Genomic DNA, 22634 nt, shown 5'->3' with positions numbered 1-22634 from the left:
ACTGACCTATACTGAAAGCGCAAACAAATGATAGGAGTGGAACAAATGACAGATTGGTTAGGAATTAAAGGAAAAGTAGTGATTGTTACAGGAGGCTCATCTGGTATTGGTCACAGCATTGTTGAAAGCTTGTTAGCACAAGAGGTCTATGTCGCTAATTTTGATATTTCAGCATCAGAAACGCAACATGAGCATTTACTCTTTGTGAAAGTCGATGTAACTTCTCGAGCAGAAGTAGAAGCAGGTGTCGCTCAAGTGGTTGAAAAATTTGGAACCGTAGATGGCCTAGTAAACAATGCCGGCATCAATATTCCACGTCTATTGGTGGATAAAAATCATCCTCATGGGCCTTATGAATTATCGGATGAGGTATTCGACAAAATTGTAGCCATCAATCAAAAAGGGCTCTACCTAATGAGCCAAGCAGTGGGCCGGATTCTTGTACAAAAACAAGCAGGTGTCATTATTAATATGTCTTCAGAAGCTGGATTAGAAGGCTCCGAAGGGCAAAGTGCTTACGCTGCAACGAAAGCAGCGGTCAGCAGTTATACACGTTCATGGGCTAAAGAGTTAGGAAAATCAAACGTCCGTGTCGTGGGGATTGCGCCAGGTATTATGGAAGAAACGGGCTTGCGCACTTTAGCATACGAAGAAGCATTGGCTTATACACGAAATATTTCTGTTGAGCAATTGCGAGCAGGTTATTCAAAAACAAGTACGATTCCATTAGGTCGTAGCGGAAAACTCCATGAAGTCGCTGACTTAGTATGCTATTATTTATCAGACCGTTCAAGCTATATTACAGGCATCACCACAAACGTAGCTGGAGGTAAAACAAGAGGATAGAGGTGGGAAAACTAAATGACGCTAGTAAATAGATGGTACCAAGTAATAAAATTACTAGTTGATCACAAAGGAATGAGCTTACAGGAATTGCAAGAGAAATTAGCCGCAAGTCCTCAAACAGTTCGTAAAAACATTGATACATTGAATGATGAATTAATCGGTATCGCCCAAATTATTCAGAAGGAAAATCTCTTTCAGTTAGAAATCAATAACTTTGAAGGTTTTGAAGAGGTTTTGTCTGGACGGCTAAAAAGGGAATCTGATTTTAATTCTTCAAGCAAGCGTGTTTCCTACATTATCAAACGATTAATAGAAGAAGATCAATTTATTTCAACTTATGATTTATCCGAAGAACTCGCCGTTAGTCGCGGCACAGTTAATAAAGACATTAAGCGCATGAAAGAGCTGATTGCTCCTTGGCAGGTTGCGGTTGTAGGCACGCCAAACCGTGGCATTCATTTAGAAGGAAAAGAGTTTGATTTACGCTTACTTCATGTGAATTACGTCCAAGAATATTTTGAAGAACAGTTTCTTCATGAAACTACCAAACAAATGATACAAAAAATAATCAAAGAAACAAGACTAGCAAAACAAGATAGTTTTCTTTTACGAAGAGTGGTTTCAATTGTTTTGCAGCGTGTTTTAGCTGGAAAACTCATTACGGAACTACCACCAGAATATGTTGATTATGTTCGTCATAACGAGCAGATTGAAGAACTGATGTATCATTTGGAAATAACCTATAATGTAACGTTAAGCCAATGGGAACGTTCCTTTATCAGCTTTCCTTTTAACATCAACACAAACCATATTCGTAATTCTTTATTGGCTGATGAAGGACTCTTAGCTGACTATTTTCAAAAAATGATGAAAAAAATTCATCATTCAGTTGTTGTTGAATTTGATGAGGACTTCTTGTTTTCAGAAATGAAAGATCATTTAAGAAACGTGATGAATCGACTCGTTTTTCATGTGGAATGTCACGATTTATTTTATGGAGAAATTGAACGTCAATATCCTTTGGCCTATGAATTAGCCAAGATTGGCTTGCAAGAATTGGGCCGTTTGTTAAATCGTTGTGTGCCGACGGTTGAATTTGGGTATCTCGCTTTGTATTTTGAACTAGCATTGAGAGGGAACTATGAAGCGGGAGCCAAAAAAGAAATCGCTGTAATCTGCAGTACAGGTCATGGAACGGCCTTGATCATTCAGCGGCAATTGGAAAAAGTTTTGGGTCCAGACGTCCAGATTGCCCATTTTTCTGAAGAAGAGGCAGAGAGAAGAGAATTGAATCAATATTTTGCTATTTTTACAACCATTCCCTTAAAAAATATTCGACCACAAACACCGATGATCCATTTAACTAATTTATTTAACGATACTTGGCTCAGAAATGAGTGGCAGAGAGCAAAAGAAATTCGTTCCGTGGAATCTCAAAATATTCATATGACCTATCAATTATTAGAGAATACTCAAGGTTACCGAGCGAATATCCAGAAAATGGTTGCTGATTTAGAAGCAGAAAAATTAGTAGATCCTCAATTTATCGAACGAATTTTTACTAGAGAAGATCAACAAACAACTATTTTTGAATCGGGGATTGCCTTTCCCCATACAATTAATCAAGCCTTACCAACGATTATTTTATCGATTGGGGTTTTTGAAGAATCACTGGTTACATCAGAAGGTAAAGTTGATGTTATTTTGCTGTTGGGTATTCCAGAAGAGCTGACGGCCACTGTTGAAGCAGAGTTACTACAACTATATGACCGCTTGTTTACAATCGCAGGAGACGAACGTTTACGTAATGAGTTACGGAAGCAACGAGATGTTTTAGCAGTTAAAGAGTGGATGCAAAGGAAGGGGATTATCATATGAGTTTTATCTACGTATTCGGAGCGCTTTTTTTAACAGCTTACTTCGTTCAGATAGCTATGGGAATGAAACAGATTAAACACTTTAATCAAAACTACCAAGAATTGCGACAATTAGGGAAAGTCGCGATTGGTCGACGTGCAGGGAAGTTAAAAGCTGGCACGATTATCTTGTTTGCTGTGGATTCGCAAGGGAAAATCTTAGCCGCTAGAAAGATGCAAGGTGTCACCGTTCTAGCTAAATTTCATCCCTTACCTCAGTACGTGAACGAGGATATTCATTATATGGATCATTACCATCCACTCGTACAAAAGGAAAATAAATTAACCCAAAAAGCGATGGAAAATGCACGAGAAATTTACTTACGTGTTGAGCTTGGCAATTATCAAGAAACACAACCATTAACGCCGCTTAATGGAGCCAAAATTCAATGGCAATTATGGAAAAATAAAGTACAAACAAAATTGAAAGGAAGTGTCGAGTAATGTCTTATATTACAAAATTTGCGGAAGGATTTATGCACCTTTTCCAAACAGGAGCAGAAACATTTATTTCTTGGATGACAGGCATCGTACCTGTTGTTTTGATGTTAATGGTAGCTATGAATACTTTAATTGCTTTTCTAGGAGAAGAAAGAGTAACCAAAGTAGCCAAACTTTCTGCCAAAAATCCTGTTACGCGATATTTAGTGCTGCCTTTTTTATCCGCTTTTATGTTAGGCAATCCAATGTCCTTTACGATGGCTCGATTTTTACCAGAATACTATAAACCTAGCTATTATGCTGCACAAGCGCAATTTTGTCATACCAGTAATGGAGTTTTCCCTCATATTAATCCTGGTGAATTGTTCGTTTGGTTAGGGATTGCGCAAGGGATTGATACGTTAGGACTAAATTCGATGGACCTAGCGATTCGCTATATGTTTGTAGGGATATTAATGAATTTTATTGGCGGTTGGGTTACCGATTTCACTACCGCCTATGTTTGCAAACAACAAGGAATTACCCTTAGTAAAACAGTAGAGATTGCTGTGGATTAGAAAGGAGCAAGGTGCGATGACGTACAATAGTATTAAGGTAGTTAAAGGAAATGGCGGTTATGGTGGGCCCTTAGTAATTACACCGACAGAAGAAAAACATAAATTTATTTACATTACAGGTGGCGGCGAGAAACCCGCAATCGTTGATAAAATCGTAGAATTGACAGGAATGGAAGCGGTCAATGGTTTTAAGACATCGATTCCAGATGATGAAATCGCATTAGCCATAATTGATTGTGGAGGCACTCTTCGTTGCGGAATTTATCCTAAAAAAGGAATTCCTACTATTAACGTTGTTCCAACTGGCAAAAGTGGTCCCTTAGCACAATACATTAATGAGACAATTTATGTTTCCGCTGTAGGCCCGAAACAGATTACATTGACATCAGAAGAAGCTGCTGCTGATACAGAAAAGCCCACCTCGAAAAAAACAGAATTTAAATATGATACAAGTAAAAAAATTACTGAACAAAAAGCGGAACAACAAAGTTTTGTTGCGAAAATTGGTATGGGTGCAGGAAAAGTTGTAGCGACATTCAACCAATCAGCCCGTGAAGGCGTACAAACGATGATCAACACAGTGATTCCGTTTATGGCATTTGTTTCTTTATTAATTGGTGTGATTCAAGGTTCAGGAATTGGTGAATTTTTTGCCAATATCATGGCGCCATTGGCAGGAAACATTGTGGGGTTAACAATTATTGGTTTTATTTGTTCTCTGCCGTTTCTTTCTCCTTTATTAGGTCCTGGAGCAGTAATCAGCCAAGTAATTGGTACGTTAATTGGTGTGGAAATTGGGAAAGGCAACATTCCGCCACAACTAGCCTTACCAGCATTGTTTGCTATTAATACACAAAACGCGTGCGACTTTATTCCCGTGGGCTTAGGCTTGGAAGAAGCTGAAGCTGAAACCGTTGAAGTCGGGGTCCCTTCTGTTTTATATTCTCGTTTCTTAAATGGTGCCCCTCGAGTACTAGTTGCTTGGTTAGCAAGTTTTGGATTGTATAGTTAAAAAATTTTTTTTGGAGGATGGGAAATGTCAGTATTTACAACAAAGGTTCAGTCTATTGGGCCAGAAGCCGAATTATTTAAAGAAGAAAAAATGGTCATCTTATTTGGAAAAGATGCACCAGATGCTTTAGCAGATTATTGTTATAACATTGAGGTTCAGCCAGTCACAGAAGCGATTACGGACAAGCAAACGTTAGTGATTGATGAACAAACTTACCAGATTACCGCTGTAGGCGAGGTAGTATTAACTAATTTAGACACATTGGGTCACATTACTATTAAATTTGATGGCGCAACAACACCTGAATTACCAGGTACATTATATGTTGAAGAAAAAGCTATTCCTGAAATAACTGTTGGTACAACAATCACTATTCTATAATTATCGTTTAAGGGAGGAACGTAAAAGATGGAATTTATGCTAGATACAATTAATCTTGAGGCTATTCGAAAGTATCAGAAAATTTTACCACTGGCAGGCGTGACGTCTAATCCCAGTATTGTTAAACAAGCAGGAAAAATTGACTTCTTTGCGCAGATGAAAGAAATCAAAAAAACGATTGGACAAGCGAGTTTGCACGTCCAAGTGGTCGGTCAAACGACAGAAGAGATGCTAGAAGATGCCCAAACCATTGTACAACAATTAGGCCAAGAAACATTCATTAAAATCCCAGTCAATGAAGCAGGCTTGGCAGCCATCAAACAACTAAAGCAGGCAAATTATCGGATAACAGCAACCGCTATTTATACAGAATTTCAAGGCTACCTAGCGATTGCGGCAGGTGCAGATTATTTAGCACCGTATTATAATAGGATGGAGAATTTAACAATTGATTCTCAAAAGGTTATTGAGCATTTAGCTGCAGAAATTAAACGGACGAACGCAAAGAGTAAGATCTTAGCTGCTAGTTTTAAAAACGTGGCACAAATTAATCAAGCCTGTCAAATGGGGGCGCAAGCGGTCACTATCGCACCAGAACTCGTGACACAAGGCTTGGCAATGCCCGCCATTCAAAAAGCAGTAACTGATTTTCAGGAAGATTGGGTTGCTGTTTTTGGAGTAGAAACGGTAAACGAATTAGCATAAAAAGAACGAGAAGAAAAAGCGGCCATTTTTCTTCTCGTTCTTTTTTTTGTTTCACATGAAACATCTACGATTATTCACTTGCTTAAAAATTAGACAATTTTCTTTATTTGTCAAAGAATTTCTTAAAAAAAAGGGTTATCTTTTGGGTATTTTTTTTGGTAGCAGTATGATGAGGGTATCAAATGATAGGAGGAAACGAGAATGAGATACACAAATGGAAATTATGAAGCATTTGCTCGACCAAGAAAACCAAAAGGTGTAGATGACAAGAGTGCCTATATCGTTGGTGGTGGCCTAGCAGGTTTAGCAACGGCTGTTTTCTTAATTCGTGACGGTCAAATGAAGGGCGAAAATATTCACATTTTTGAAGAACTCACGCTGTCTGGCGGTTCTTTAGATGGTAAATTTATTCCCCATGATGGCTTTGTCACTCGCGGCGGACGCGAAATGGAAAACCATTTCGAGTGTTTGTGGGATCTATTTCGTTCGGTACCATCATTAGAAGTAGAAGATGCCTCTGTCCTAGATGAGTTTTACCGTTTAGATTTAGATGATCCGAATTCTTCAAATTGCCGCATTATTCATAACCGTGGCGAACGTGTCCCAGATGATGGACAATTTACTTTATCCAAAAAAGCACAAAAAGAAATCGTTGATTTATTTATGACTTCTGAAGATCAATTAATTGGCAAAAAAATTGAAGATGTTTTCGGCGAAGAATTTTTTGAATCCAACTTTTGGATCTATTGGTGTTCAATGTTTGCTTTTGAAAAATGGCACTCTGCCATTGAAATGCGCCGTTACATCATGCGTTTTATCCACCACATCAAAGGTTTGCCTGACTTTACAGCCTTGAAGTTTACCAAATACAATCAATACGAATCGTTAGTGAAACCATTACTAAGCTTTTTAACCAATCAAGGGGTAGACTTTCAATATGAAACAACGATCAATGATATCCAAGTCGACATCAAAGGAGCTACTAAAGTTGCTCGGCGATTATTGCTGACACAAGCGGGCAAAACCAAAGAAATTCCTTTAACTGAAAATGATTTAGTTTTCGTAACGAATGGCTCAATTACTGAAAGTTCGACGCAAGGAGATCATCATACACCAGCACCAATTACTCATGAACTAGGGGGAAGTTGGAATCTCTGGAAAAACTTAGCAAAACAATCCCCAGAATTTGGGCACCCAGAAGTTTTCTGTGAAAATTTACCAGATGAAAGTTGGTTTGTCTCAGCAACGATTACGTGGGAAAATTTCGATATTGAACCGTATCTTTCTCGGTTAACACATCGTAAATTACGCACAGGAAAAATTGTCACAGGTGGTATTATTACTATCAAAGACTCTAATTGGATGATGAGTTTCGCTATGCATAGACAACCGCATTTTAAAGAACAAAATGATCAACAATCTATAACTTGGGCATATGGATTACTTTCTAATAAACCAGGAAATTATATCAAAAAACCAATCGAACAATGTACAGGCCAAGAAATTACGCAAGAGTTACTTTATCATTTAGGGGTCCCAGAAGGGGAAATTGAACGTATTTCAGAAGAATCGGCTACCACTATTCCGGTTTATATGCCGTTTATCACTTCTTACTTTATGTTAAGAGAACCAGGCGATCGACCATTAGTTGTACCAAACGGCTCTAAAAATCTTGCTTTCATTGGGAACTTCGCAGATACTGAACGAGATACGGTGTTTACAACAGAGTATTCTGTACGGACAGCGATGGAAGCTGTTTATCAATTGCTAGAGGTTGAACGCGGAGTACCAGAAGTGTTTGCTTCTGCATACGACTTGCGCGTCTTAGCAAACTCTGTTTATTATTTATCTGACAAGAAAAAATTAACAGAAATGGATATGCCGTTCGTAGAACGCAAAATGGTTGAACACTTTGTGAAGAAATTTGAGGATACGTATATTGGTGATATTTTAAGAGAAAATCATTTAATTTAGTTGAAAAAGCGAGTGTAAATCACTCGCTTTTTTGGTTGTTTTATTAACCGTTGAATAAATATTCATAATTGTGTATATTTCTTTTATGATTTTATGGATATTAAATATATAATATGTTGAATGGGGGTAGCCAGTGGGCAACTTCGCAAAAAAATCTTAATTTCTGAAGAGACTTTTTCAAAATTTTGTTGAAAAGAAGGCGCATTTTTACCATAGTTTCTTCACATTTAACGGCTATTATTTAAACATACCCGATAAACAAAACCCTAACAAAACACTTTTTCATTTTTTAACTCCTCCGCCCGCCCTTCCCCAAAGGGCGGGTTGTTTTTTTGCTTTAAAGCAGTTGGCATTTTGCGGGGAAAGGATTATCATTATAGAAGAAGTATATAGAAAAAGGCGGCGAGAAGATGGGACGTTGGCAAGAATTACAACAAGCAATGAGTGCTGGTGTAGAGGCGGCGATTGACGCTGGCTGGGACCGCCAAGCTGTTTATGGATTAGTGGAAAGTGCCATAAAAGACACGCGTTTCTTGCCACTTGAGCAAGCGAAAATAGCAGTCGCGGAACTGTTTTCTGAAGTGGAAGAAGTGGGCTCTTCAGCGTATGAGCGATTATTTCGCTTTTCGGCTTATCGTCCGCAAGAAAAGCTCTCGTTACTGTTATGGCAATTAGGTGCAGTGTTGGATCAGCATGGCATGTTGCAATTAGTAGGACCTTATCGTTTCTCGAAGACGATTGCACCGCATGCGACGTTTTGGCATTTGTTGGCAAAAACAGTTCAAAAAGCCTATCCGTTAGGTCTTCTTGGGAGCTTTAATCAAGAGAAAGCGAAAAAGATACATCAATTAAGAATGTATATTGATCGTCAAAATATCACGTATATCCGCGATTTTTTTAAACAAGAAGGGGACACCGATGAACAGGCATTAAAACGTTATGTTTTTGCGGCCAAGCCGCAAGGGATGGGCGGGCGGAAGCTGAAAAAAAGCTCTGCTCGTTTGCACAACAAATACCCTGAGGGGGCATCTTATTCTTTGATTAATAAGAAACGATTGACGCCTAATTTTCACAGTGAGTTTATTTTGAATGAAGAAGGGACCTTTGTAACCCAGTGGGATGTGTTAGTTGAGGACTGGCGAGGCAGATTAATTAGTAATCCAGCCTATTATCAAGCGGCCAAAAACAGTGAATACCAGGAAAAAGTCTTGAATGGTGAATCGTTTAATTATGCAAATCGGAATAATCGTACCCATGAATTACTAGATAGTTCACCACCAGGGAGATTTGATCATCAATTACGAAAAACAGCCAAAAAAGGTTGGTTAAGTCCCCGTATCCAAGAATACGACTACCGCAGAGAACGACAAATAAAGTGCGATGATTATAGTAAGTAAAACAAGCCAATGTTTCACATGAAACATTGGCTTGTTTTACTCTTAGAGAAAGGCGGTTTTCGTTGCCGCCAATTGAACATTTTGGCCCGTGGCTAGAGACTTTTTACCACATAAAAAGGCGGATTTTTCTTTTATCATTCAGGCAAAAATCTTCCGAAAAGCATTGCAAGAAATTGCTATTTGCGTTAAAGTAGGAAAAGATGATTGTGAAACATTTTTCTGTTTCACAAAAAAGGAAGGAGTCTTTATGCTACCCGAAGAATTTAGACAACTATTAGCCGCAAAAGGCATTGAATTGACAGACCAACAGATGACACAATTTGACCAATATTTCCATTTACTAGTAGAATGGAATGAAAAAATGAATTTAACAGCCATTACAGAAGAAAAAGAAGTTTATTTGAAACATTTCTATGATTCTGTTTCGTTGGCATTCTTTGAAGACTTTGCTAGCGATAAAGCCATTTGTGATGTTGGCGCAGGCGCAGGATTTCCAAGTATTCCTTTGAAAATTGTTTTTCCTTCATTAAATGTCACAATTGTTGACTCTTTAAATAAACGAATTACTTTCCTAACAGAGTTGGTGAATCAACTAGGTTTGGCTAATGTTTCTTTGTATCATGATCGTGCAGAAACATTTGGTCAAAAAGCAGAATTTCGTGGCGCGTTTGATTACGTTACAGCGCGAGCAGTTGCACGATTAAATGTTTTAAGTGAACTGTGTTTACCCTTAGTTAAAAAAGAAGGCTATTTTTTAGCCTTAAAAGCATCGAAAAGTGAAGAAGAAATTAATGAAGCAAAACCTGCAATCGCTACATTAGGCGGTCAATTTCAGAAAGAAGTTGGTTTTACTTTGCCGATTACGGCAGACGAACGCCACATTGTCGTGATTCAAAAGAAAAAAGAAACCCCTAAAAAATATCCCAGAAAACCTGGATTACCAAATAAACAACCGATTAAATAAGATGGAGGCACACACATGACACGAATTATTTCTGTAGCGAACCAAAAAGGCGGCGTTGGTAAAACAACGACCACTGTAAATTTAGGCGCATGTTTAGCAAACTTAGGCAAAAAAGTCTTACTGATCGACATTGATGCACAAGGAAATGCTACCAGTGGCATGGGTGTCCCTAAACCAGATGTCGCACACGATGTGTATGATGTCCTTGTAAATGAAGAACCAATCACTAGCGTGGTTCAACATACCAGCCGTGAAAATTTAGATATTGTCCCTGCAACTATTCAATTAGCAGGCGCTGAAATTGAATTAACTTCAATGATGGCTCGAGAATCACGCTTGAAATTAGCAATTGATGAAGTAAGAGACATGTATGATTTCGTTTTAATTGATTGCCCGCCTTCTCTAGGGCATTTAACAATCAATGCTTTTACAGCAAGTGATTCGATTCTAATTCCTGTTCAATGTGAATATTACGCATTAGAAGGCTTGAGTCAATTGCTAAATACGATTCGCTTGGTTCAAAAACATTTTAACCCTGAATTGAAAATTGAAGGGGTCTTGTTAACCATGTACGATGCTCGGACCAATTTAGGTGCCGAAGTCGTTGAAGAAGTCCGTAAATATTTCCGTGAAAAAGTCTATGACACGATTATTCCAAGAAATGTCCGTTTATCCGAAGCACCAAGTCATGGTTTACCAATCATTGACTATGATATTCGCTCAAAAGGTGCCGAAGTGTATCAAGCACTAGCAAAGGAAGTGTTGGAGAATGAATAAAGGCAAAGGTTTAGGCAGAGGCATCGATGCCTTGTTTCAAGATATCGCAAAGCTAGAAGATGTCGACGTTAAGAACGAACAAGTGACAGAAATTCTATTAAACGAACTTCGTCCCAATCCTTACCAACCGCGGAAAACATTTGATGAAACCTCTTTACAAGAACTTGCAAACTCGATTCTACATTCCGGTGTGTTTCAACCGATTATTGTTCGTAAATCGGCAGTTAAAGGCTATGAAATTATTGCAGGTGAGCGTCGGTTCCGGGCTTCTAAATTAGCCGGCAAAGAAAAAATTCCCGCAATTATTCGCGAATTTGATGAAGAATCCATGATGCAAGTTGCTGTTTTGGAAAACTTACAAAGGGAAGATTTAAATCCGCTAGAAGAAGCAGAAGCCTATGAAATGCTAATGAAAAATTTGAAATTAACACAAGCGGAAGTCGCAGAACGTTTGGGAAAAAGTCGCCCGTATATTGCCAATTATTTACGGTTGCTAACTTTACCAGATGCGGTCAAAGCAATGGTTCAAAAACAAAGCATGTCAATGGGTCAAGCACGGACGTTATTAGGCTTGAAGAACAAAGAACAGCTATTGCCATTAGCTAATCGTTGTATTAAAGACAATTTAACGGTTCGACAATTAGAACAACTTGTCGCTGAATTAAACGAAACACAAGGCAAAAAGGGCAAAAAAGCGAAAAAAGCCATCAAAGAAAAACCCATTTATATTCGAGAAAGTGAAGACCGCTTAATGGATAAATTTGGGACAACCGTAGCGATTCAAGAAAAAGAAGGCAAAGGAAAAATTGAAATTGAGTACTTGTCCTCTTCGGATTTGGCTAGAATTTTAGATATTTTAGATATTCATTTTGACGAGGAATAAAAAGCAAAGTGAGAAAGTAAGACAGAAAGTCACAAATCCTTTTGCTAGTTTCGTTAAAAAATGGTATTGTAATCATGGTATTTTTATATAAGTAAGAGAAGAAAGAAGGCTTGGAACATGTATGATTTAGGCGATATTGTCGAAATGAAAAAGCCGCATGCTTGCCAAGCAAATCGTTGGCAAATCATTCGCATGGGCGCTGATATCAAAATCAAGTGCACGAATTGCGGGCATATTGTCATGATGCCGCGTCGTGATTTTACTAAAAAATTAAAAAAAGTAATCGAGAAAAAAGCAGACTAATGCTTTGATGCCTCTAATAGAAAAGAGAATAGACTGAGAGAAAGAGTGGAAAACAAATGGCACTAACAGCTGGAATTGTCGGCTTACCAAACGTTGGTAAATCGACCCTATTTAACGCAATTACAAAAGCAGGAGCAGAAGCTGCAAATTATCCCTTTGCAACGATTGATCCGAACGTCGGCATGGTTGAAGTACCAGATGCCCGTTTACAACGCTTGACAGAACTAGTAAAACCGAAAAAAACAGTTCCCACAACGTTTGAATTTACAGACATCGCCGGAATTGTTAAAGGTGCCAGCAAAGGAGAAGGGCTGGGAAATCAGTTTTTAAGTCACATTCGTCAAGTAGATGCAATCTGTCACGTGGTTCGTTGTTTTGATGACGAAAATATCATGCGTGAACAAAATCGGGATGCGGATTTCGTTGATCCTTTAGCAGACATTGATACAATTAATTTAGAGCTAATTTTAGCAGATTTAGATTCAATCAATAAACGCTATACTCGCGTGGCAAAAATGGCGAAAGCAAAAGATAAAGAAGCGGTGGAAGAATTAGCTGTTTTAGACAAAATTAAACCAGTTTTAGAAGAAGGTTTATCTGCTCGTACGATTGAATTTACGCCAGAAGAAGAGAAAATTGTTAAATCTCTTTTCTTATTAACCACAAAGCCGGTCCTTTATGTAGCAAATGTTTCAGAAGATGAAGTGGCGGATCCAGACAACAACGAGTATGTACAACAAGTTCGTAATTTTGCAACCAGTGAAAATGCGGAAGTAATCGTAGTTAGTGCGCGAGCAGAAGAAGAAATTGCTGAATTGGATTCTGAAGAAGACAAGGCTGAATTTTTAGAAGCAATGGGCATTGAACAATCTGGCTTAGATCAATTGATTCGTGCGGCTTACGATTTGTTAGGCTTAGCTACCTACTTTACAGCTGGTGAACAAGAAGTTCGTGCATGGACGTTCCGTAAGGGAATCAAGGCACCTCAAGCAGCTGGGATTATCCACAGTGACTTTGAACGAGGCTTCATTCGTGCGGAAACAGTTTCTTATGAAGACCTAGATAAATATGGCAATATGCAAGCTGCCAAAGAAGCGGGCCGTGTTCGTTTAGAAGGAAAAGACTACGTCGTTCAAGATGGCGATGTTATGTTGTTCCGTTTTAACGTTTAAAAAAATGTGCCCAACAAGCAATTTGTTTTGGGATAAGCCCACATATTTAAGGCCATTCAGCCGTTTAGAAAGAGGTTCCCTCTACATGAGGGTGAGGAGGATACAACTATGGAAGCAGAAGCATTACGAGCAATCGTGGCTGAGAATCGTCAATTAGAACAGAATTTGACTAAAAGAAATGAACAATACATTTTTGACTTAAAAAAATCATTAAAAGCGGCTAATTTATCTGAAGAAGAGCTAGCATTGGCTCTACACGGTATTTTGCCAGAATTAGTAGCCGGTCAAAAAACAGGCAAAACAGCCCGTCAGTTATTTGGCACTGTTTCAGAACGGACGGAAGCAATTTTAAATAAACCAGCAGAAGTCAAAGAACCAGCGGGCTGGATGATTTGGCTCGACAATACCTTACTATTACTTGGTTTATTAACAATCATGTTAGCGGCGATGTCTCTATTTTCAAAAGGAACTGCACAGCCTCTCGGATTAACCACATATATCTTAGGTGCGATGGCTGGGGGTTATGTTTTCTATCTAATGCACAAATATGTTTACCGTTTTGATCGTCAAGGTGGCGACAAAAGCAAACGTCCTGGTTGGTTAAAAACGACTGCCATTCTATTTGGCGGAATGTTCTTGTGGATTGCAGTTTTCGCTGGTTCAGCGATGCTGCCACCAGTGATCAATCCCATTTTAGATCCGATGATTGCTTTAGTAATCGGTGCGTTAGCCTTTGTAGCACGCTATTTCTTCAAGAAAAAATACAATATTCAAGGCAGTTTCATGACACGTCAATAAACGGCGCGCGCTCAATTGTGAATGCGCTCGGCTGACGCAGAAACTGCAACAAGCAAAGTCGCTCTCTCAATAGAGCGTTTTAACAGTTAAAGCCTGGGGGATTAGTCGAAAAAACTAGTGTCCCAGGCTTCTGTTTTCAGAAGTTTGTAAAGAAAGGAGCCCCTCTTATGGGACAACAAGTGAAGTCTTGGTGCCGTCAACACGAGCGGCTACTCATTTTTATTAGTTTTCTCTTATTAAGTGGACTTTCTCTCTATTTTGTCTATTTTCAAGAGAATTTTTTACGAGCAAGTGATTTCCGCTTTCATCAAAATCGGGTGGAAGGTCTCGCATTAGCAATTAAAAACAACGACTGGTTTCCTAAAATCAATTATTTTTTCTTGGGAGGCTATGGCTATGCCTCTAGTTTGTTTTATCCAGATGCGTATCTTTATTTACCTGCGCTTTTGCGTGTTCTGGGGCTTTCCTTTGTCGCTAGTATGGCGATTTTTGTGTTTGCAGTAAACTTGGCAACATTTAGTCTTACTTATTATGCAGGCCGATTAATGGCGCTCTCTAAAAAAAGAAGCTATCTCTTTGCCATTTTGTATGGCTTATCTATTTACCGCATGCAAGACTTGTTTAATCGCCAAGCGTTAGGAGAATTTTTGGCGCTAAGTTTTTTTCCGTTGGTCTTAGCGAGCCTGTTTTTATTACGAAAGGGAACCACGAAATATTGGCCATTATTAACGCTGGCGATGACTGGGATTGGGTTGGCTCACTTTATTTCTATTGAAATGGTTTCTATTTGGATTGGGTTATACATTCTGTTTTATTGGCAGCAGTTTTTTAAAAAGGAGGTCCTGTTGGCATTAGCGAAGGCTGCAGGTTTGACGCTGCTTTGGCTGGCCTTTTATCTTTTACCAGTTGCTGAACAAATGAAAAATCAAGTGTTTAAAGTTACATCCAATCCACTCACTTATATTTCCGAAAGAAGTTATCCCATTGATTCTCTTTTCATTAATAGTTTAAAGAGCAGTGTTTTTCACGCGAAAACAGCGAATCTAGGAACCCTTTTGTTTGTGGGACTTGTTGTAGCAGTGGTTTCGCTTGCCAGCAAAAAAATTCAGGACAAACGGTTTATTGGTTTGACGCTGGTACTCTTATTGATGGTTACCACGCTTTTTCCTTGGCACTGGCTGAACCACACGCCTTTAAATACGATTCAGTTTCCTTGGCGGTTTTTAGGGATTCTTTCCGTAATGCTCGCTTTTTTCATTGCACAAGACGAATGGGGCGTTTTCCGTAAATCTTGGACCGTGGTTTTGTTGGTTTTCCTTGCCATCAGCAATTTAGGCATTTATCAATATCAAAGTATTCAGTCACAACAAGGCCGCCTGTTAACAAAAGCTGAGTATGAGCAGCCAACGCCTTTTTATATCGGTGCGGGCCATGAATATTTACCAGATGAAATCAATTATCAGGAATTATTGAAACAGAAAAAACGACCACTTGATTATTCGGCAGAACAAGTAACCATTACAAATGTTAGAATGCCTTATGGGAAAATTTCATTTGACTACCAAGTGGTGAATCAATCAGCGAAGGTGACCGTTCCTTTTATTTATTACTTAGGCTATCAAGCCACGATTCAAATGAAAAACCAAACGGGCGCTAAAAAAATGAGCCTAACCAATCAAGGAGGCTTAGCCGCTCTTTCTTTATCTGGTACAGGACATGTCGACATCCGTTACCAAAGAACAAAAGTGCAAAAAATAGGAACAATGATGACCTTGCTTTCTGTCGGCGGTTTTGGATTTAGCCGATTTTTACAACAAAAAAAGAAACACAAGATAAAAGAACAACGATGAAAGTAGGACCTTAATTAGGAAGAGTTGAATAAAGGACAAACCGATTTCGGCGTTTTGTCCTTTATTCCTCATTGATTATTTAAACAAATCTAGTTGACTTCCTTAGTATTATCTGTTATTTTCATATATAAAATTAAGTCGAGGAGTGGACAAAAAAATGTCAAATTGGGAAACAAAATTTGCGAAAAAAGGTCTTACATTTGATGATGTGCTATTAATCCCTGCAGAAAGCCATGTCTTACCAAATGATGTAGACATGAGTGTACAATTAGCTAAAAATATCAAGTTAAATATTCCATTGATGAGTGCCAGTATGGATACTGTTACAGATAGTAATATGGCAATTGCGATGGCTCGTCAAGGTGGACTAGGTGTCGTACATAAAAATATGACTGTCGCCCAACAAGCAGACGAAGTACGTAAAGTCAAACGTTCTGAAAGCGGCGTTATCATTGATCCATTCTTTCTAACACCAACAAACTTAGTAGCGGATGCAGAAGAATTAATGAGTCGTTACCGTATTAGCGGTGTGCCGATTGTAGAAACAATGGAAAACCGTAAATTAGTCGGAATTATTACAAACCGTGATATGCGTTTTGTAACCGACTACCAAATCAAAATCGAAGAAGTCATGACAAAAGATCATTTAGTCACTGCGCCAGTTGGCACATCTTTAAAAGATGCAGAAAAAATCTTACAAAAACATAAAATCGAAAAATTACCAATCGTTGATGAAGCAGGTCGCTTAAGTGGCTTAATTACAATTAAAGACATTGAAAAAGTGATTGAATTCCCAAATGCTGCCAAAGACGAACACGGTCGTTTACTTGTGGCGGCAGCAGTCGGTGTCACTAGTGATACGTTCGAACGTGCGGAAGCATTATTAGAAGCAGGTGCGGATGCGATTGTCATCGATACTGCACATGGCCATAGTGCCGGCGTTATTCGCAAAATTAAAGAAATTCGTGAAACGTTCCCTGAAGCAACATTAATTGCTGGTAATGTTGCCACTGCTGAAGCAACCAAAGCATTGTATGATGTCGGCGTGGACGTTGTCAAAGTTGGTATTGGACCTGGTTCAATTTGTACAACACGTGTCGTTGCTGGTGTTGGTGTTCCTCAATTAACAGCGATTTATGATGCTGCTTCTGTAGCTAGAGAATATGGTAAAGCAATTATCGCTGATGGCGGTATTAAATATTCTGGTGATATCGTGAAAGCCTTAGCTGCTGGTGGACATGCTGTAATGCTAGGAAGTATGTTAGCAGGTACAGATGAATCTCCAGGCGAATTTGAAATTTATCAAGGCCGTCGTTTCAAAACTTACCGTGGCATGGGCTCATTAGGCGCAATGGAAAAGGGATCAAGTGATCGTTACTTCCAAGGAAGTGTCAATGAAGCAAACAAATTAGTGCCAGAAGGAATCGAAGGACGTGTTGCTTACAAAGGAAGCGTTTCTGATATTGTCTTCCAATTAATCGGTGGCTTGAAATCAGGGATGGGTTACGTCGGTGCAGCAGACCTGAAAGCGTTGCGTGAAGAAGCACAATTTGTTCAAATGAGTGGTAACGGATTGAAAGAATCACATCCACATGACGTTCAAATCACAAAAGAAGCACCAAACTATTCTGTTCAATAAAATAAAAGCTGATTTTTTTGAAATTTAAAAGAGGCAGACGTCATTTCGACGTCTGCCTCTTTTTCTGTAGAATGAAGGAGTTGCTTCTGTTTCCGCCGTTTATCAATTTTTAAGCCTGTAACAAAAATCCAAAGTGATTTTTGTTACAGGCTCCTTTTCCTATAGAAAAAAAGCCGTTATCTGATATCAGACAACGACCTTCATCTTCCCCTTATTTAATAACTGTTAGGTTACCCATGTAAGGAACTAGGACTTCTGGTACAGTTACAGAGCCATCCTCGTTTTGGTAGTTTTCTAAAATAGCAGCGACTGTCCGTCCTACGGCTAAACCAGAACCATTGAGTGTATGCGCATATTGGACTTTATCATTTTCATCACGGTAACGAATCATCGCACGGCGCGCTTGGAAATCTTCACAGTTTGAGCATGAACTGATTTCACGGTATGTCTCTTGAGCGGGAATCCAAACTTCCAAGTCATAAGTTTTCGCAGCTGAGAAGCCCATGTCACCTGTTGAAAGAGCCATGACACGGTAAGGTAATCCCAGTTTTTGCAGAATTTCTTCGGCATTATTCGTCATTTTTTCTAATTCCTCATAAGAATGCTCTGCATCACTAAATTTAACCATTTCGACTTTATTAAATTGGTGTAAACGAATTAATCCTCGTGTGTCACGACCAGCGCTACCAGCTTCAGAACGGAAAGAAGGGCTCAAGGCCGTAAAGTAAATCGGTAAATCCTTGCCATCTAAAATTTCATTGTTGTAGTAATTAGTTAACGGGACTTCTGCCGTTGGGATTAACGTTAAATCTGTATCTTGTAATTGGAAGACATCTTCTTTAAATTTAGGAAATTGGCCAGTCCCGAACATGGCGGTGTCATTAACGATATAAGGCGTAATCATTTCTGTATAGCCATGTTCATAAACATGTAAATCTAACATGAAGTTGTATAACGCACGTTCTAAGCGAGCACCTAAGCCTTTGTAATAAACAAAACGGCTACCAGCTACTTTGGCACCACGTTCAAAATCTAGAATGCCTAAGTTTTCAGCGACTTCCCAGTGTGGTTTTGGTTCAAAAGCAAAAGTTCTTGGTTCACTCCAACGACGTACTTCTACATTTTCTTCTTCACCAGCACCAACAGGCACAGAATCATCTGGCAAATTCGGTAAAGTAGTTGTGATCCCACGTAGCTCTTCGTCAATAGCGTTAATTTCTGCATCTAATGCTTTAATATTACCGCCGACTTCTTTCATTTCCGCGATTTTGGCCGTTGCATCTTCTTTGTTTCGTTTTAATTGAGCAATTTCAGCAGACACATCATTCCGGTATTTTTTCATTTCTTCGACTTTGACTAATAAATCACGGCGACTTTCATCTAAACGCAGAAATTCCACTAAGATTTCTTCTTTCACGCCACGGGTTTGTAGCTTTGCTTTTACTTCGTCAAAATTTTGACGCATCATTTTTACATCTAACATATTTTTTCCTCCTTAAAATTAGTACATAATCAATAATAACTGTTGTAGAAAACAACAAAAAAGCCATCTCACCCCAAAAATAAATATTCTTGGGACGAAATGACTGGAAATCTCGCGGTACCACCCAAGTTCAGTAATGTTACTGCCCTTGATTTGCAGATAACGGCTGCAGACCGTTCCAACTTATTTCGCTGGACACCTGGAAGAGACGGACTTCTTTATAGATGAATGTTTGCTCGCACCCCCGCAAACTCTCTGGAATTCAGTGCCATAAATACTTTTTCTCTTAGTTTTCTCTTTTCTATAGAATACCGAAAAAGTTCAGGGATGTCAATTAACTCTCTGATTTCTTGTTGGTACGCTGTAAGGGTAGATGAATAATAAAGGAAGTCCACTTTTGATCAGACTTCGCATAAATATATCCACCATGTAAAGCGACAATACTTTGTGCAATAGCCAGACCTAAACCAGTACCACCCGTTTCTTGTGATCGGGATTCTTCGACACGATAGAAGCGGTCAAACAACTGATCTAAAGAATGTTTAGGAATAGCTGGTCCATCATTGCGAACAGCAATAATTGCTTCGGTGCCGACTTTGTCTACTTCCATCACAATATGATGGCCGCCTTTGCCATATTTCAAAGCGTTTGAAAGAAGGTTGTTAAAGACTCGGACTAGTTTTTCTGTATCGCCTTCCATCATTAAAGAAGCTGGATTGGCTTTTACTTGGATTTGCATATTAATCTTTTTCGCTTCCAATTCAAAATCGGCAGCAAGCTGTTCAATTAATTGTGCCATATCAAAAGTCGTCGTATGAATCGGTACACTTGGTTGACGGACTTTTGTATATTCAAAAAGATCATCAACTAATAATTTCATTTGTTTCGCTTTGACGTAAGCGGTATGCGTATATTTCAGTAAATCTTCTTGGCTATGAAATTGACGATCTTCAATCAATCCCAGATAACCAATAATAGAAGTTAACGGTGTCCGAATATCATGACTGACATTCGTAATTAATTCATCTTTTGATTTTTCAATTCGCCGTTCATCTTCAATGGCTGCGACAGTACTATCCACCAGACCGTTAATACTCGTCACGACTTTTGCTAAATCACCACTTAATTCAAACGGAATGCGGTGATTGTAATTACCATCAGCGATGTAATGTAACTCACTGATAATATGACGCAATTGCATTTGATGGTAGCGACGAATTAAGCGCCAATAGAGAACAGCTGCATCTACTAAAAAGAAAATAGGTAAGACAAATTTATTCCAGCTCCAAAACAAATCAGTATTTAATTCTTTAGCGACCGCATCCTTAGTGGCCCAGATGACACCAGCTAAGGGCGAGTTTTCACTAAGTAGTTGTCCTAAAAGGAACATAATTGAGACATTTAATAGTAGTAATAAAACAATTGTCACAATTGCTTCTGCTAATAACTCGCTGATTTCTTTAGAAGTTAAGGTAATTCGTTTTTGTTTTTCAATCTTTTTAGGTTTAACGAGCATCGATCTTATATCCAACTCCCCACACTGTTTGAATGACTTTTTCTCCACCAGTTGCTTCTTCAATCTTATCCCTTAAATGACTGACGTGAACCATCACGGTTTTAGCAGAAACAATACTTTCTTGTTGCCACACACGCTCAAAAATTTCATCCGCACTAAACACACGATTTGGATGACTAGCTAATAGATAGAGGATACCAAACTCAAGAGCGGTTAATTGAATTTCTTTTCCTTCTATTGTTTTGACTTCGTGAGAGTCCTTATTAATCATTAATGGGCCGACTTCTAATTCATCGGGTTCTTCTTTGGTTAATTGCATTTGGCTTCTACGTAAAATAGACTTTACCCGAGCCATTACTTCTAAAGGATTAAAAGGCTTGGTGACATAATCGTCTGCACCAGCAACTAAGCCTTTGATTTTATCCATATCGGTTGTTTTTGCTGTTAACATAATAATTGGAATTTGCGATTCTTTTCGAAGTTCTTTTACTACTTCCATTCCATCCATGATTGGCATCATAATGTCCAAGATTAATAAATCGATATCTGGTGTTGTGTGCAATTTGGATAACGCTTCTTTTCCATCATAAGCTTTCACGACTTCGTATCCTTCATTATGAATATAAATACTCAATAGTTCTACAATTTCTTTATCATCATCTGCAACTAAAATTTTCATAAGCGTTCATTTCCTCCATATATAAAAAAATCTCTTTTCCATATTTTAACAAATAATTGCTAAAAAGGACAAAATCCTTGATATATTACGATAAATTTAGAAGATTTTGCTAAAAGTTAATAAACTATAGCCAAAAAAGGATGAAAGGGGGTAAAAAACGAACGAAAATACCTATACCAATCATAATAATCGGTATTGAAAAAAAGTTTAAAAAAAGTGAAAATAATGATTGACCAATGCTTGAAATCTTGGTATATTATTACATGTCGCAAGGCGAGTCACACAGCTGAGCGATTCAGAAATCAATAATTAAATAACAATTCTTGATTTCAAATCTCTCGAAAAAAGTTTGAAAAAACAACAAAAAAGTTGTTGACAAATAACAAACGAGATGATAAGATATAGAAGTTGTCACAACAGACAACAACAACCAAGCAAAACAACTTAAAAAAACTTTTTTAAAAAAGTTCTTGACATTCAAACGAAAGTTTGTTATGATATAAAAGTTGCTGCGAGGTAACGTAGACCTTTGAAAACTGAACAAAGAATAGACGAACCAAATGTGTAGGGCGTCTTGATTCAATTCAAGACAACAAACATTTTTAACAAGCAAGCAATATGCTAGCAAACAAATTGAGCTTAACAATCGCAAGATTGTTCTAACTTTTATTATGAGAGTTTGATCCTGGCTCAGGACGAACGCTGGCGGCGTGCCTAATACATGCAAGTCGAACGCTTCTTTCCTCCCGAGTGCTTGCACTCAATTGGAAAGAGGAGTGGCGGACGGGTGAGTAACACGTGGGTAACCTACCCATCAGAGGGGGATAACACTTGGAAACAGGTGCTAATACCGCATAACAGTTTATGCCGCATGGCATAAGAGTGAAAGGCGCTTTCGGGTGTCGCTGATGGATGGACCCGCGGTGCATTAGCTAGTTGGTGAGGTAACGGCTCACCAAGGCCACGATGCATAGCCGACCTGAGAGGGTGATCGGCCACACTGGGACTGAGACACGGCCCAGACTCCTACGGGAGGCAGCAGTAGGGAATCTTCGGCAATGGACGAAAGTCTGACCGAGCAACGCCGCGTGAGTGAAGAAGGTTTTCGGATCGTAAAACTCTGTTGTTAGAGAAGAACAAGGACGTTAGTAACTGAACGTCCCCTGACGGTATCTAACCAGAAAGCCACGGCTAACTACGTGCCAGCAGCCGCGGTAATACGTAGGTGGCAAGCGTTGTCCGGATTTATTGGGCGTAAAGCGAGCGCAGGCGGTTTCTTAAGTCTGATGTGAAAGCCCCCGGCTCAACCGGGGAGGGTCATTGGAAACTGGGAGACTTGAG

At 38.9% G+C, this 22634-nt stretch carries 20 protein-coding genes, 1 rRNA gene and 1 other annotated feature (1 of these 22 cut by a window edge); of the genes, 18 read left to right on the top strand and 3 right to left on the bottom strand.

Features of this window, described 5'->3' with window-relative positions; translation table 11 throughout:
- Positions 1–45: 45 nt before the first annotated feature.
- The 17 genes from IGK54_RS12990 (at position 46) to guaB (ending at position 17615) form a co-directional block, all read left to right on the top strand.
- The gene (locus IGK54_RS12990; protein WP_002379285.1) at positions 46–846 is read left to right on the top strand and encodes an SDR family oxidoreductase; all 801 of its coding nucleotides are present in this window, start codon (positions 46–48) and stop codon (positions 844–846) included.
- A gap of 15 nt (positions 847–861) precedes the next feature.
- Positions 862–2724: a BglG family transcription antiterminator gene (locus tag IGK54_RS12985; RefSeq protein WP_033594392.1), complete on the top strand. Its 1863-nt coding sequence runs from the start codon at positions 862–864 to the stop codon at positions 2722–2724.
- Positions 2721–3206: a transcriptional regulator GutM gene (locus IGK54_RS12980; RefSeq protein WP_142957491.1), complete on the top strand. Its 486-nt coding sequence runs from the start codon at positions 2721–2723 to the stop codon at positions 3204–3206. Before IGK54_RS12985 ends, IGK54_RS12980 begins: the two co-directional genes overlap by 4 nt.
- The gene (gene srlA, locus IGK54_RS12975) at positions 3206–3760 is read left to right on the top strand and encodes a PTS glucitol/sorbitol transporter subunit IIC (RefSeq protein WP_002355983.1); all 555 of its coding nucleotides are present in this window, start codon (positions 3206–3208) and stop codon (positions 3758–3760) included. Before IGK54_RS12980 ends, srlA begins: the two co-directional genes overlap by 1 nt.
- 16 nt (positions 3761–3776) lie before the next feature.
- Positions 3777–4772, top strand: coding sequence for a PTS glucitol/sorbitol transporter subunit IIB (srlE, locus tag IGK54_RS12970; protein WP_002355982.1), 996 nt, complete (start codon positions 3777–3779; stop codon positions 4770–4772).
- A 24-nt stretch (positions 4773–4796) separates the two neighbouring features.
- Positions 4797–5153, top strand: coding sequence for a PTS glucitol/sorbitol transporter subunit IIA (locus tag IGK54_RS12965; protein WP_002355981.1), 357 nt, complete (start codon positions 4797–4799; stop codon positions 5151–5153).
- Positions 5154–5180: 27 nt separating this feature from the next.
- Entirely contained in the window at positions 5181–5858 is a 678-nt protein-coding gene (locus tag IGK54_RS12960) for a fructose-6-phosphate aldolase (RefSeq protein WP_002355980.1), read from the top strand.
- Positions 5859–6059: 201 nt separating this feature from the next.
- Positions 6060–7832: an oleate hydratase gene (locus IGK54_RS12955; protein WP_129194051.1), complete on the top strand. Its 1773-nt coding sequence runs from the start codon at positions 6060–6062 to the stop codon at positions 7830–7832.
- Positions 7833–8242: 410 nt separating this feature from the next.
- Positions 8243–9229 (top strand): DUF3114 domain-containing protein, encoded by a 987-nt coding sequence (locus IGK54_RS12950; protein WP_142957489.1) that lies wholly within the window; start codon positions 8243–8245, stop codon positions 9227–9229.
- Between the two features lie 247 nt (positions 9230–9476).
- Positions 9477–10193, top strand: coding sequence for a 16S rRNA (guanine(527)-N(7))-methyltransferase RsmG (gene rsmG / locus IGK54_RS12945; RefSeq protein WP_002355977.1), 717 nt, complete (start codon positions 9477–9479; stop codon positions 10191–10193).
- Between the two features lie 15 nt (positions 10194–10208).
- The gene (locus tag IGK54_RS12940) at positions 10209–10970 is read left to right on the top strand and encodes a ParA family protein (RefSeq protein ID WP_002355976.1); all 762 of its coding nucleotides are present in this window, start codon (positions 10209–10211) and stop codon (positions 10968–10970) included.
- The gene (locus IGK54_RS12935) at positions 10963–11853 is read left to right on the top strand and encodes a ParB/RepB/Spo0J family partition protein (protein WP_002355975.1); all 891 of its coding nucleotides are present in this window, start codon (positions 10963–10965) and stop codon (positions 11851–11853) included. Before IGK54_RS12940 ends, IGK54_RS12935 begins: the two co-directional genes overlap by 8 nt.
- Before the next feature lie 117 nt (positions 11854–11970).
- Positions 11971–12156, top strand: coding sequence for a DUF951 domain-containing protein (locus tag IGK54_RS12930; RefSeq protein WP_002355974.1), 186 nt, complete (start codon positions 11971–11973; stop codon positions 12154–12156).
- Between the two features lie 56 nt (positions 12157–12212).
- The gene (gene ychF, locus IGK54_RS12925) at positions 12213–13328 is read left to right on the top strand and encodes a redox-regulated ATPase YchF (RefSeq protein ID WP_002355971.1); all 1116 of its coding nucleotides are present in this window, start codon (positions 12213–12215) and stop codon (positions 13326–13328) included.
- A 108-nt stretch (positions 13329–13436) separates the two neighbouring features.
- Positions 13437–14126: a DUF1129 domain-containing protein gene (locus tag IGK54_RS12920; RefSeq protein ID WP_002363563.1), complete on the top strand. Its 690-nt coding sequence runs from the start codon at positions 13437–13439 to the stop codon at positions 14124–14126.
- Between the two features lie 167 nt (positions 14127–14293).
- Positions 14294–15976, top strand: a complete 1683-nt coding sequence (locus IGK54_RS12915) for a 6-pyruvoyl-tetrahydropterin synthase-related protein (RefSeq protein WP_241408263.1) — start codon at positions 14294–14296, stop codon at positions 15974–15976.
- A gap of 157 nt (positions 15977–16133) precedes the next feature.
- Positions 16134–17615, top strand: coding sequence for an IMP dehydrogenase (gene guaB, locus IGK54_RS12910; RefSeq protein WP_002355966.1), 1482 nt, complete (start codon positions 16134–16136; stop codon positions 17613–17615).
- Between the two features lie 211 nt (positions 17616–17826).
- Here guaB and serS read toward each other — a convergent pair whose 3' ends face one another.
- The 3 genes from serS to IGK54_RS12895 form a co-directional block, all read right to left on the bottom strand.
- A complete protein-coding gene (gene serS, locus IGK54_RS12905) occupies positions 17827–19098 on the bottom strand; it encodes a serine--tRNA ligase (protein ID WP_002355965.1) in 1272 nt (423 codons plus the stop codon).
- 87 nt (positions 19099–19185) lie between these two features.
- Positions 19186–19392 (bottom strand) — a binding site (T-box leader).
- Positions 19393–19432: 40 nt separating this feature from the next.
- The gene (locus tag IGK54_RS12900; RefSeq protein ID WP_002363566.1) at positions 19433–20614 is read right to left on the bottom strand and encodes a sensor histidine kinase; all 1182 of its coding nucleotides are present in this window, start codon (positions 20612–20614) and stop codon (positions 19433–19435) included.
- The gene (locus tag IGK54_RS12895; RefSeq protein WP_002355963.1) at positions 20604–21293 is read right to left on the bottom strand and encodes a response regulator transcription factor; all 690 of its coding nucleotides are present in this window, start codon (positions 21291–21293) and stop codon (positions 20604–20606) included. Before IGK54_RS12895 ends, IGK54_RS12900 begins: the two co-directional genes overlap by 11 nt.
- A 667-nt stretch (positions 21294–21960) precedes the next feature.
- Here IGK54_RS12895 and IGK54_RS12890 point away from each other — a divergent pair.
- A 16S ribosomal RNA gene (locus tag IGK54_RS12890) occupies positions 21961–22634 on the top strand (it continues 887 nt past the right edge of the window).

The sequence above is a fragment of the Enterococcus sp. DIV2384 genome (assembly GCF_050534975.1).
GTDB classification, from domain to species: Bacteria; Bacillota; Bacilli; order Lactobacillales; family Enterococcaceae; genus Enterococcus; species Enterococcus faecalis.
This window is presented reverse-complemented; position numbering and strand designations above follow the sequence as displayed.